The following is a 12,045-nucleotide window of genomic DNA, read 5'->3' as shown; positions in this document are numbered from 1 at the left end:
GTTCGCGCCGATAAAGCAATTGCCTTTCGGCACGCGCAGATGCAGGTCAAAGCGGCGTGATGCGGTAGGCGCAACGACGGGCCCCAAGCAGAATGTGCTCCTCGCGCTCCACCTTCGCGCCGAGGACGGTTCGAAAGGTGTCCAGCTCCGACCGGCAGAAGCCGGCGCAAACGCTTGCAGCGGCGCAGATCGGGCAATGATTTTCGACAAGCAGCAGCGAGCCGTCGGCCTCCTGCCAGCTGTCGGCCATGTATCCTTCGCGAGTGCGCATGGCCGCGAGCTGCAACACACGGGATTGGACATCCTCAGCGCAGACTTCCTCGCGGTAGCGCTTGAGGGTTTCTGCTTCCCGGGCGGAAATGACGGCATCCAGGGCGGGCTTCCCCAGTTGCGCGACCAGTGTCGTCAGGAGCGTGGCGGTGAGCTCGGCGTGACCATCGGGAAAGGTTTGGTTGCCGGCAGGCGTCAGGCTCCAGAGCTGCCGCGGCCTTCCCCTGCCTGTTGTGGCGTCGCTCACTGCTTCGACAAGCCCCTCTTCCGCCATCTTCGTCAATTGCTGGCGCGCAGCCTCCGAGGAAATCGCCAGCCTTGCCGCAAGTGCGGCGGCAAGCTGGGGTCCCTCCGTCTTGATCACAAGCAGTATCCGGTTGGCCGGGGATTGCCTCATTTATTTTTCCAAGTTAACGCTTGCTTTAATAGCATGGCCATGTATTTTTTCCAAATAATAACTTGCAAAAATAATGCATATCCCTGGAAGCACACAAGGCATGAATTATGACCGGCATTGATGAGATTTCCGCAGACAGGCCCTCCGTCGTTCATCTGTTTTCCGCGCCGCTGCTGCCCGCGACGCTCATCCTCGGGGGCGGAGTCACCCTCTACGCCGTTGAAACCTACATCACTGCGACAATCGCCCCGTCGATCGTGCGCGACATTGGCGGGCTCGAACTGCTGTCATGGATGACGACGCTTTTCGTCGCGGCGGCGGTCCTGGGGTCGATCTTCGTCGCGATGCGTCCGCGCGGTATCGGGCTTCGCAGCGTCTATGTCGCAGGCGCCCTCATGTTCGGGGCCGGCAGCCTGATCTGTGCGCTGGCCCCGGCGATGCCACTGGTGCTGACCGGGCGCACTGTACAGGGGTTCGGCGCCGGCGTTCTTGCCGGACTTGCCTACGCCTTCATTCGCTTCGCCTACCCCGAGCCGCTGTGGCAGAAGGCTTCAACGCTCTATGCGGCCATCTGGGGCGTGTCGACCTTGCTCGGCCCTAGCCTCGGAGGCCTCTTTTCCGAAGGCAGCGCATGGCGGCATGCCTTCATGCTGCTGGTTCCGCTCTGTGTGTTGATGGCGGCACTCGCGCCCTGGCTGCTGCCGCGGGCCGAAGACGATCGCGCCCATGGCAAGATACCGATCCTTCAGATTGCCTTGCTGCTTGCGGCCGTACTGCTCGTCAGCATTGCCGGAACCATCGACGAAGCAAGCTCAAGAGCGTTGCTGATTGCTGCATCGATCGTTGCGATCGTAGCGATGCTGAGCGTCGAGCGGCGCAGTATGAACCGTCTTCTGCCGACGGGCGCCGTCATGCTCGCAAAGCCGGTGGCCCGCGTCTACCTGACGATGTTCGTGCTGCTGCTCGTGCTAACAAGCGACATCTACATTCCCTATTTCCTGCAGGTGCTGCACGGCGTGACGCCGTTGGTGTCAGGCTATCTCACCGCCCTTGTCGCACTCGGCTGGACCTTTGCCGCTTTCTTCAGCGGAACGCTCTCCGGACGCCGTGCCAACACGGCAATCGTCGCCGGTTGTGTGATCGAGATGGTTGCAGTCGCGTCCCTGACGATCTTCCTCGCAACGGACAATCAGTCCGGCAATCTGGCGGTGCTAGGACCGGCCGTCATCGGCATGTTCCTGATGGGCTTCGGCGTCGGCCTTGGCTGGGCGCATCTGGTGACCAAGGTTCTTAGCCTCGTCGGCAATTCCGAACAGGACAAGGCCTCGGCGGCGATCTCGACGGTGCAGTCGCTCGGCAGCGCCTTCGGCGCCGCCGTTGCTGGCGTGATTGTCAACAGCACTGGGCTGGTGGATCCCGGTGGCGTTTCGGGCGGCGTTGCGGCCGCACACTGGCTCTACGTGCTGATGGCACTTCCTGGCCTGATTGCCGTCACAATATCCCTGACCCTCTCGTCGCCCGCTGAACGGCAGGCTCGGTGAGCGACGTGCGAGCGGTCACAGGCGCAGCATGATCTTGCCGATGTGACCGCTCGTTTCCATCCGCCGATGCGCCTCGGCGGCGTCTTCGAAGGGGACGACGGTATCGATGACCGGCGCGAGCTTGCCCTCATCCAGAAGCGGCCAGACCTGTGAGAGGAGATCGTCGCGGATCGCCCGCTTTTCCTCGGCAGTGCGCGGGCGTAGCGTCGAGCCGGTGATCGTCAGCCGTTTGACCATGATCGGCGCCAGATTGGCCTTCTCGGCGACCGCCCCGCCAAGGAAGGCGATGATCGACAGGCAGCCGTCTTTCGCAAGCGATGCCACGTTCCGCTCGAAGTAGGCAGCACCGATCATATCCAGGATGATGTCGACACCTTGGCCGGTCTCGGCCCTGATGACCTCTGCAAAATCCTCAGTCTTGTAGTTGATTGCCCGCTTTGCGCCGAGCTTCACGCAGGCATCGCATTTCTCCTGCGAACCGGCTGTCGCAAAGACTTCGGCGCCGAAGGCGCGTGCCAGTTGGATCGCCGTCGTTCCAATGCCGCTCGAGCCGCCATGCACGAGAACCTTCTCGCCTTCGGTCAGCCCGGCCATCTGGAACATGTTTGCCCAGACCGTGAAATAATTCTCCGGAAGCGCCGCCGCCTTGACGGCGTCGTAGCCCTTGGGGAAGCGCAGAGCCTGGCCCGCGGGCAGCAGGCAATATTCGGCATAGGCACCGCCATTGGTCAGGCCGCACACCTTGTCACCGACGGCAAAGTCACGAACGCCCGGGCCGACGGCGACGATCTCTCCTGCCATCTCAAGGCCGAGAACCGGGCTCGCGTCCTTCGGCGGCGGGTAAGTGCCTTGGCGCTGTGCGACGTCGGGCCGGTTGACGCCGATCGCCTCGGTGCGAACAAGGAGCTGGCCCTCCCCCGGTACCGGCAAGGGTCCGGTGGCAATCCGCATCACCTCAGGCGCGCCGAAGCTCGGCAGGTCGATGAAGCGCATCTGCGTGGGCAAAGACATGATCCGGTCTCCTCGTTCCGAAAGCATGTCAGATAGTTCAGCTCTACGGACTTGAGAAGGAGGGAAGCGCCGGTGGCGTCAATTCGTCTCGCCCAAGAGATGGAAGACGAGCCCTTCATCGCTTTCCTTCGCTTCGGCCTTGATATGGGCGATTTCGGCGCTGACGCGATTGATGTCGTCGATGACGAGACCTTCCGGCAGCTCCAGCACGCCGATCGAGCAGCGCATCAGGGGGAACAGCGCTTCGACGCCGGCGCGGTCATGGCCGCGAATGCGCCCGGCGGCCCGATCGGCGTCGGAATAGAGGTCGAGCACATCATCGTGGAAATCGCTGATCAAGCGATCGAGAATTTCGGTCAGCTCTTCCTTGGTCCAACCACGGACGCCGATGAAGAAATCGTCGCCACCGACATGCCCCAGGAAGTGGCGCTCGGCGAAGAAATAGCGACGCATGAGCGCGGCAAAGAGCGAAATCGCGTGATCGCCGAGGTGGAAACCGTAGGCATCGTTGAACGGCTTGAAGTTGTCGAAGTCGCAGTAGCAGAAGTGACGCTTCTCGTCGCCATCGAGGCTCGACTCGCGCATGAAGTCGCGGATTGCCCTGTTGCCCGGAAGCCCGGTCAGCGGGTTCTGGTCCTGGGCGGTCTTCAGCTTCTTCTCGTTCATGACCTTGATGAGCGACGCGGCAGATACGACGCCCGCATAGCGCATGTTGTCGGTCAGCAGCAGGCAGTTCGTGCCTTCCATGTTGGCGAAGATCGCCATCAGCTGTTCGGTATCAGAGTCAAGGCCGACGATCGGTGCCATCTCGACGAAATGCGAGATGGTTCGCTCGTAGACCTTGTTCTTCAGCAGATCCCGGCCGAAGGGCTGGTAGATGTATTCCTTCAAATGCCGCTCGTGCAGGATGCCGCGCGGCTCGCCGTTCGCGTTCAATACCGGGAAAAAGGCCTGATGCGGATTGCGACGGAAGAGTTCGAAGACGCTGTCGATCGTGTCGTTCTCGTAGACCGTTGGCAGCATCTCGATCTGCTTGCGGATCAGGATCTCATCGAGCGATTGCGGGCTGCGCTTGCCCTTGCCGAGGTCCAGCAGGTGCGGAAACGAAGGCTGCAGCTCTGTGACATGGGTCGTCGGGCGGGAGATGAACCAGCCCTGGACGAGATCGACGCCGAATTCGCGGCAGGCGACGAACTCTGCCTCGGTCTCGATCCCCTCCGCAATGACGCGGGTGCCAAGCACGTGGGCGATGTGGACGATGTTTTTCAGAAGGTGTCGCTTGCGCGGGCTGCTGTCGATATCGGCGATGAAATGCCGGTCGATCTTTAGATAGTCTACCGGGTGGTCGCAGAGCAGCTTCATTTCGCCGTGGCCGACGCCGAAATCGTCAATTGCCAGTTTGAAGCCGGCCTTGCGCAGCAGCGATACGAGCGCCGCAAACTCCGGCACGCTGGTATTGTCGAAGCGCTCGGAGAACTCGAAACAGATCGAGGAGGGTGGGATATTGGCAAGCTTCAGATGCTGCAGCAGGCCTTCCACCAGCCGCTCGCCATGTGGGATCAGACGGACATCGAGATTGAGGAACAGCGTCGAGCTCGAGAAATGCGGGAGCGTGGCGAACTTCGCAAGCGCGCGGCTTGCCACCATCTGCTCCAGCTGCAGCAGCTGCTGGTTCTTATGGGCCTCGTCGAGGATTTCGATCGGGGAGCTAAAGCCGATGCGCTCCTGTCCGCGCATCAGCGATTCATAGCCGAATGCCACACCCGTCCCTGCCTCGACGATGGGCTGAAACGCATTTTCGATGACGAGTTTCGCAAGGGTTACGATCTGATCGCTTGCGTAGCGACGAACGAGCGCCGGATCGACGGTGGCAGCCAAAGACATGCCAATCTCCACTGTGTCTTATTGTTTTTTCGCAGGGAAAATGGCGGAGAAGGATCAACGAACCCTTTCCCCAATATGAAACTTTTGTGAAACCGGCGAACTCGACCGTTCGGGCGAGCGAATTTTGCTCTCCCGATCAATGATTTGGTCAGGCGGTGCGCCGATGCTCGGCCTCGTGATCGGCGAACATGTCGGCGACGCATTTGCCGCCTCCAGGGACGCAGTCCTGATTGAGCATTTCGCTATCGTGTCCACCGACCTTTCGGGCGGCGTCCCACAGACGCAGGGCTTCGCGCACGACCTCGCTGCTCGAAGCATAGCTGCCATTGTCTACCGCGGCGCGAATGTCCGCCGCCTGCAGCGGTGAAATGGATACGGTGACCATCGGCATAAGATTCCTCCCTTTACCTCGTGGGCATATGACTGCCCTCTCAGGGGACGGGTTAGCCAGTCCACGGCATTACCGATGCACGCCGCCGCCTCGGCTGCCTCTTATGGGGACAAATTTTAGCCCTCGCTCACATGCTTGTCAAAAAAGAAACAATTCGTGAGCCAAGGCTGTGAATTCCGGGCATAACTTAGCGGCGGATCGCGAAGCCGAAGGCAAGCATCGACCAGCCCTGGATGAGAAGGTCGCAAGCGAGGAAAAGCCCCAGGATCCAGAGACTATTGACGGGCCATCCGAGCGCGATGACCACGCCCGCCAGCGCGGTGATGATGCCGCTTGCGAGCACCCAACCCCACCCCTTCACCGGACGCATGCGCCAGCCGACCCACGTGCGGAACACGCCGGCAATCAGAAGCGCTATCGAAAGGAACAGCGTCAGCGCGGCCGAGGCAAGTAGCGGATTGGTGAAGGCGAAAACACCGGCCAGCACGTACAGTACGCCGCTCAGCGCCCAAAACAGCACCTGGTCCCAGCTTCGCACCTGAAACGCGTGAACCAGATAGACGACGCCACCGACCAGCATCAGCATCCCGACGTAGTAGACGGACGCAACGGTCGCGAGCACGATATTTGCCGCTGCTATGAGGCCGCATACGATCAATAGGACCCCAAGTGCAACGAACCAACCCCATTTCGATTGCAAGGACGGAAAGCTCAATCGGTCAGACATATCAGCCATGGCACACCTCCTGGTTGGTAGGAGAATATGCCGCGAAAACACGGAATGGGAAGGGGTTCGCCCATCTGGCGCGATGCGCGTTTTTTATTGATTGATCAGTCAATCAAAATTATACTCATCCACATTGATGGAGTGACGGCATGCCGAAAGTCGGAATGGAGCCTGTACGCCGCAAGGCGCTCGTGGATGCAGCGCTGCGCGTGATCGGGGATCACGGTTCGCTGACCGTCACCATGTCCGAAATTGCCCGGCAGGCCGGTGTTTCGCCGGCGCTGGCGCATCACTATTTCGGCAGCAAGGAACAGCTGCTGATCGAGACCGTTCGCTCTCTCTTAAAGCAGTTGCGCGACGACGCGGTGAAAGCGCTGAAGGCGGCAGGCAGACCACGCGAAAAGCTCTCCGCTGTGATCCGGGTCAGCTTCCAGGCCGACCAGTTTGCGCCGTCAACCATCGCCGCCTGGCTTGCCTTCTATGCCGAAGCGCAGCGCTCGGAGGAGACGCGGCGCTTCCTCGTCATCTATGCCCGACGCCTGCGGTCAAACCTGCTTGCCAACCTGAAGGCGCTCTGCCCGGCCGATGCCGCAGAACGCATTGCTGAAGGCGCGGCTGCGATGATCGACGGGCTCTACATCCGCCAAAGTCTGAGGTCAGCGCCTGTCAGCATCGAGGCATCGATCTCGCTGACCGAAGACTACATCAATGCAGCACTTGCCGCCCTTGCGAAAGGACAGACCCAGTGACCCTCAAAGCCCAGCCGAAAGCCTCCCACTTCATTGACGGCGAATATGTCGAGGATGAAGCAGGCAACGTCATCGAAAGCATCTATCCGGCGACCGGCGAGGTGATCGCCCGGCTGCACGCGGCGACACCCGCGATCGTCGAAAAGGCGATCGCCGCCGCCAAGCGCGCCCAGCCGGAATGGGCTGCGATGAGCCCGACGGCGCGCGGCCGTATCCTCAAGCGGGCCGCCGACATCATGCGCGAGCGCAATCGCGAGCTGTCCGAGCTCGAGACGCTTGATACCGGCAAGCCGATCCAGGAGACCATCGTCGCCGACCCGACATCGGGTGCCGACAGCTTCGAGTTCTTCGGCGGCATCGCCGCTGCCGGTCTCAACGGATCCTATATCCCGCTCGGCGGCGACTTCGCCTATACCAAGCGTGTGCCGCTCGGCGTCTGCGTCGGCATCGGCGCCTGGAACTATCCGCAACAGATCGCCTGCTGGAAGGGCGCGCCGGCGCTCGCCGCTGGCAATGCCATGGTCTTCAAGCCTTCGGAAAACACGCCGCTCGGCGCGCTTGCCATCGCAGAGATCCTGCACGAGGCCGGCCTGCCGAAGGGGCTCTACAATGTGATCCAGGGCGACCGCGAAACCGGCCCGCTGCTCGTCAACCATCCTGACGTCGCCAAGGTGTCGCTGACGGGCTCGGTGCCGACCGGCCGCAAGGTCGCCGCCGCTGCTGCCGGCAGCCTGAAGCACGTCACCATGGAGCTCGGCGGCAAGTCGCCGCTTGTTGTCTTCGACGATGCCGATATCGACAGCGCCGTCGGCGGCGCCATGCTTGGCAATTTCTATTCGACCGGCCAGGTCTGCTCGAACGGCACCCGCGTCTTCGTGCAGCGGAAGATCAAGGCTGAATTCCTGAAGCGGCTGAAGGCCCGTACCGAGGCCATCCTGATCGGCGACCCGATGGACGAGGCCACGCAGCTCGGGCCCATGGTCTCCTGGGCGCAGCGCGACAAGGTTCTTTCCTACATCGAGAAGGGCAAGGCGGAGGGCGCGACGCTTGTCACCGGCGGTGGCATTCCGAACAATGTCTCCGGCGAAGGCTACTACGTGCAGCCGACGGTCTTTGCCGACGTCACTGACGGTATGACGATCGCTCGTGAAGAGATCTTCGGGCCTGTCATGTGCGTTCTCGACTTCGACGACGAGGCAGAGGTGATCGCGCGCGGCAACGCCACGGAGTTCGGCCTCTCGGCCGGCGTCTTCACCGCCGATCTGACGCGCGCCCATCGCGTCGTCGATCAGCTCGAGGCCGGCACGCTCTGGATCAACACCTACAACCTCTGCCCCGTCGAAATTCCCTTCGGCGGTTCCAAGCAATCCGGTTTCGGACGCGAGAATTCGCTGGCAGCACTGGAGCACTATTCGGAGCTGAAGACGGTCTATGTCGGCATGGGGCCGGTACAGGCGCCTTATTGACGGGCGCGGCCTGCCCTCGCCCTTCGAGGGTCGCTTCGCTCCCGCCTCAGGGTGAGGGCAGGAGAACCGGAAGCCGCAGACGTCTATCCGCCTCATGGTGAGGAGGCCCTGAGGCCGTCTCGAACCACGAGGCGGCACGAGGGGCACGGCACGATAAAACACTAGAGGAAGTAGCATGCAGCAGGCAGATTTCGTCATCATCGGCTCCGGCTCGGCGGGCTCCGCCCTCGCCTATCGGCTTTCGGAAGACGGCAAGAACACCGTGATCGTCATCGAGGCGGGCGGCTCCGATTTCGGGCCGTTCATCCAGATGCCGGCAGCCCTTGCCTGGCCGATGAGCATGAAGCGCTACAACTGGGGCTATCTCTCCGAGCCCGAGCCTGCTCTCAACAACCGGCGCATCACCGCGCCGCGCGGCAAAGTGATCGGTGGCTCCTCCTCGATCAACGGCATGGTCTACGTGCGCGGACACGCCGAGGACTACAATCGCTGGGAAGAGCTCGGCGCCAAGGGCTGGGCCTATGCGGACGTCTTGCCCTACTTCAAGCGGATGGAGCACAGCCACGGCGGCGAAGAGGGTTGGCGCGGCACGGACGGACCGTTGCATGTCCAACGCGGCGTCTTCCGCAACCCGCTTTTCCGCGCCTTCATCGAGGCCGGCAAGCAGGCGGGCTTCGAAGCGACGGAGGATTACAACGGCTCGAAACAGGAAGGCTTCGGGCTGATGGAGCAGACCATCTTCGGCGGCCGCCGCTGGTCGGCGGCCAACGCCTATCTGAAACCGGCGCTGAAGCGGCCGAATGTCGAAGTGGTTTATGGCCTCGCGCGCAGGGTGGTGATCGAGAACGGCCGGGCGACCGGCGTCGAGATCGAGCGCGGCGGCAGGGTCGAGGTGGTGAAGGCGAACCGGGAGGTCATCGTTTCGGCCTCCTCCTTCAACTCGCCGAAGCTCTTGATGCTCTCGGGCATCGGCCCCGGCGCGCATCTGCAGGACATGGGCATCGAGGTGAAGGCGAACCGGGCGGGCGTCGGCGCCAATCTGCAGGATCACATGGAATTCTACTTCCAGCAGGTCAGCACCAAGCCGGTCTCGCTCTATTCGTGGCTTCCCTGGTTCTGGCAGGGTGTTGCCGGCGCCCAGTGGATGTTCACCAGATCCGGGCTCGGCACCTCGAACCAGTTCGAGGCCTGCGCCTTCCTGCGCTCCGCGCCTGGTGTCAAGCAGCCTGACATCCAGTATCACTTCCTGCCGGTGGCGATCAGCTATGACGGCAAGGCGGCGGCCAAGAGCCATGGCTTCCAAGTGCATGTCGGCTACAATCTGTCGAAGTCGCGCGGCAACGTCACGCTGCAGTCCTTTGACCCGAAAGCCGATCCCGTCATCCGCTTCAACTATATGAGCCATCCAGAGGACTGGGAGAAATTCCGCCATTGCGTGCGGCTCACGCGCGAGATCTTCGGACAAACGGCCTTCGACCAGTATCGCGGACCGGAGATCCAGCCGGGCGAGACTGTGCAGACCGACGAGCAGATCGACGCCTTCCTGCGCGAGCATCTGGAAAGCGCCTACCACCCCTGCGGCACCTGCAAGATGGGCGCCAAGAGCGACCCGATGGCCGTCGTCGATCCCGAGACCCGTGTCATCGGCGTCGACGGGCTGCGCGTAGCTGATTCGTCGATCTTTCCGCACGTCACCTACGGCAACCTCAACGGTCCCTCGATCATGACCGGCGAGAAGGCGGCCGACCATATCCTCGGCAAGCAGCCGCTGCCGCGCTCTAACCAGGAGCCATGGATCAGCCCGCGCTGGGCGGTGAGTGATCGGTAGACTGCCGCGCGATCAGTGGTAGTCTTCTTCTCGCTGATGGCGAACGGTAGCGATGATGACTGTGTGGCTGTCTTCAATCTGGAAAAGCACGACGCAGCCTGCCGAACCGAAGGGGATCAGCAGTTTGCGCAAGAGAGCGCTTTTGGCCGTCGCCTTTCGACAGCTGAACGGAAACTCCTCCAACGTCGCCATGAAATGCCCTTCTTGAAGCTCGGAATCAACTACAGAAAACCGATCCATCGCCCTGAGATTAGAGCGCTGACCCAAATCACGGCCGATAGGACTGCGGACAATCTGACGCCAGTCGTAGCCGAGCCATTGGAAAGACCCGCTCGCCATCCTCGCCCGAGATGAACAAACGCTGCATTACAGAACCCGAATGAGATCAGTCCAAGCTTCCAAAGAAAGGCAGTGTTGGACGCATATTCGACCGGCTTCACGCTGAAAAGGACGAGGCCGGTGATCACCGCTCCCACAAGTCCAATGGCCGCCGCCCTCGACAAGAACGGGCCTATGACCGCCAGCGGCACCGATCCGAAGAGGCCCATCAGCCGGAGATCAAGCGGCAGGATTGCCCCGATCAGCAGCCCGATCGAGAGGATATGGGCGCCATTGACTGCCATATAGACAAGCGCCGAGCGCCGCAGCCCGGACGACAGCGGCGTTGCGGCGAGCCACTCCAGGAACTCGATCGCCATCACTCAGTTCGTCTGGATCCGTTCCGGGTAAATATCGTAGCGCTTGTCGGCGACCGTGATCCGCACGGCCTTCATTCGCTTTTCGTCAGCCTTTAGCGAACGGTTTCCGAGAACGACAACCGGATCCCCCTTCTTCGCGGACCCTTCGACAAAGCCCGAGCGCTCCGTCTGCCGCGGATTGCCGAGTTCGACGAGCCAGACGCCGTCGCTGGCGGTCGCAACATCGAGCGTCGGGTGCGGGCCGCCCATCGTTACCTTTTCGATGGTGCCGCGCAATTCGGTCTGCTCTCCCTCGGCCCATGACCAGCCGTGGTGCGCGGCAGCTCCCGTCGCCAAAGTGACTGCGAGGATTGCGCCGATTGCCATTCGTTTCGAGCCCATGACGTGCATGTTCGTTTCTCCCTACCACTGGACAGGACCGAATTGGCGCACAGGCGGGCGATTGAAAGCTATCTCACCGAATCTTGAAGCAAGCATCAAGCGCACATCCCGAAAGGCAGTGAATTGCGATGCTGTGCCCAAATTGCCGTCGCGGCCGCCATGCGCGCGCGGCGTGCGGCAGAGCATAAGCGGCTGTCGAGGAGGTTGCGCCTTAGGCCAGCAGGCGGGTGACTTGCGCGCCCTTTGCCGGCGCCACGGCATCAGCGATCGTCGTGGAAAACAGCACCTTGCGGGTCGCATCCGCCACCTTGGCGAAGACGTGGCGGATCTCGCAGTTCTGCTCGCCGTCGCAATCATCGCACTTGCGATAAGCCGTGATCGAGAGGCAGGGCAGCGGCGCGATCGGACCGTCAATGATGCGCAGCACCTCGCCGAAGGTGATCATGTCGGCCGGCTTCAGCAAGAGATAACCGCCCTGCTTGCCGCGACGGCTGACGACGATGCCCTGATGCTTCAGGTCGAGCAGGATCTGTTCTAGGAACTTCTTCGGTATCTTCTGCTGCGCTGCAATGTCGGAGATCATCACAGGCTCGCCGTCATCGGCTTCAGCCAATACCGTCAGCGCCCTCAGCGCGTATTTTGCCTTCTGCGTAATCATTTTTGACCGTCGACACACACATGGTGGGCGGAATCATCAGCCCA

At 61.8% G+C, this 12,045-nt stretch carries 13 protein-coding genes; 4 read left to right on the top strand and 9 right to left on the bottom strand.

From position 1 onward, the window contains the following. Positions 1 to 46: 46 nt before the first annotated feature. On the bottom strand, positions 47 to 667 hold the full coding sequence (locus ACSQ9D_RS03220; protein WP_436281129.1) for a helix-turn-helix transcriptional regulator: 621 nt from the start codon (positions 665 to 667) through the stop codon (positions 47 to 49). Positions 668 to 774: 107 nt separating this feature from the next. Here ACSQ9D_RS03220 and ACSQ9D_RS03215 point away from each other — a divergent pair, with 107 nt between their 5' ends. Beyond that, positions 775 to 2,208: an MFS transporter gene (locus ACSQ9D_RS03215; protein WP_436281128.1), complete on the top strand. Its 1,434-nt coding sequence runs from the start codon at positions 775 to 777 to the stop codon at positions 2,206 to 2,208. A 15-nt stretch (positions 2,209 to 2,223) separates the two neighbouring features. On the opposite strand, the gene ACSQ9D_RS03210 is transcribed toward ACSQ9D_RS03215, so the two are convergent. The 4 genes from ACSQ9D_RS03210 to ACSQ9D_RS03195 all read right to left on the bottom strand — a co-directional run bounded on the left by ACSQ9D_RS03210 (position 2,224) and on the right by ACSQ9D_RS03195 (position 6,230). After that, positions 2,224 to 3,219 carry an NAD(P)H-quinone oxidoreductase gene (locus ACSQ9D_RS03210; protein ID WP_436281127.1) on the bottom strand — a complete coding sequence of 332 codons (996 nt, stop codon included), beginning with the start codon at positions 3,217 to 3,219 and terminating at the stop codon, positions 2,224 to 2,226. 78 nt (positions 3,220 to 3,297) lie between these two features. Next, positions 3,298 to 5,103, bottom strand: coding sequence for a GGDEF domain-containing protein (locus tag ACSQ9D_RS03205; RefSeq protein ID WP_436281126.1), 1,806 nt, complete (start codon positions 5,101 to 5,103; stop codon positions 3,298 to 3,300). A 148-nt stretch (positions 5,104 to 5,251) separates the two neighbouring features. Then, the gene (locus ACSQ9D_RS03200; protein WP_037125389.1) at positions 5,252 to 5,494 is read right to left on the bottom strand and encodes a ribbon-helix-helix domain-containing protein; all 243 of its coding nucleotides are present in this window, start codon (positions 5,492 to 5,494) and stop codon (positions 5,252 to 5,254) included. Positions 5,495 to 5,681: 187 nt separating this feature from the next. Beyond that, on the bottom strand, positions 5,682 to 6,230 hold the full coding sequence (locus tag ACSQ9D_RS03195; RefSeq protein ID WP_436281125.1) for an HdeD family acid-resistance protein: 549 nt from the start codon (positions 6,228 to 6,230) through the stop codon (positions 5,682 to 5,684). A 140-nt stretch (positions 6,231 to 6,370) separates the two neighbouring features. Between ACSQ9D_RS03195 and betI the strand changes: the two genes are divergently transcribed. From betI to betA, 3 genes are all read left to right on the top strand, one after another. Beyond that, positions 6,371 to 6,970, top strand: a complete 600-nt coding sequence (betI, locus tag ACSQ9D_RS03190; RefSeq protein WP_436281124.1) for a transcriptional regulator BetI — start codon at positions 6,371 to 6,373, stop codon at positions 6,968 to 6,970. Beyond that, on the top strand, positions 6,967 to 8,436 hold the full coding sequence (betB, locus tag ACSQ9D_RS03185) for a betaine-aldehyde dehydrogenase (RefSeq protein WP_436281123.1): 1,470 nt from the start codon (positions 6,967 to 6,969) through the stop codon (positions 8,434 to 8,436). The genes betI and betB overlap by 4 nt, the downstream gene beginning before the upstream one ends. A gap of 175 nt (positions 8,437 to 8,611) precedes the next feature. After that, a complete protein-coding gene (gene betA, locus ACSQ9D_RS03180) occupies positions 8,612 to 10,264 on the top strand; it encodes a choline dehydrogenase (protein ID WP_436281122.1) in 1,653 nt (550 codons plus the stop codon). Between the two features lie 12 nt (positions 10,265 to 10,276). Here the strand turns inward: betA and ACSQ9D_RS03175 are convergent, their stop codons facing one another. From ACSQ9D_RS03175 to ACSQ9D_RS03160, 4 genes are all read right to left on the bottom strand, one after another. Continuing rightward, positions 10,277 to 10,456, bottom strand: coding sequence for a type II toxin-antitoxin system RelE/ParE family toxin (locus ACSQ9D_RS03175; protein ID WP_436281121.1), 180 nt, complete (start codon positions 10,454 to 10,456; stop codon positions 10,277 to 10,279). 29 nt (positions 10,457 to 10,485) lie between these two features. Further along, complete coding sequence (locus ACSQ9D_RS03170) at positions 10,486 to 10,962, bottom strand: DUF6644 family protein (protein ID WP_436281120.1); 477 nt, start codon at positions 10,960 to 10,962, stop codon at positions 10,486 to 10,488. Between the two features lie 3 nt (positions 10,963 to 10,965). Next, entirely contained in the window at positions 10,966 to 11,352 is a 387-nt protein-coding gene (locus tag ACSQ9D_RS03165) for a DUF6152 family protein (RefSeq protein WP_024318005.1), read from the bottom strand. Between the two features lie 202 nt (positions 11,353 to 11,554). Continuing rightward, a complete protein-coding gene (locus tag ACSQ9D_RS03160; RefSeq protein WP_037125403.1) occupies positions 11,555 to 12,001 on the bottom strand; it encodes an RrF2 family transcriptional regulator in 447 nt (148 codons plus the stop codon). Positions 12,002 to 12,045 lie beyond the last annotated feature (44 nt).

Source organism: Rhizobium sp. LjRoot258, assembly GCF_964254185.1.
In the GTDB taxonomy this organism is placed as follows: domain Bacteria; phylum Pseudomonadota; class Alphaproteobacteria; order Rhizobiales; family Rhizobiaceae; genus Rhizobium.
The sequence above is the reverse complement of the archived record's forward strand: the minus strand, read 5'-3'. Positions and strand labels throughout refer to the sequence as shown.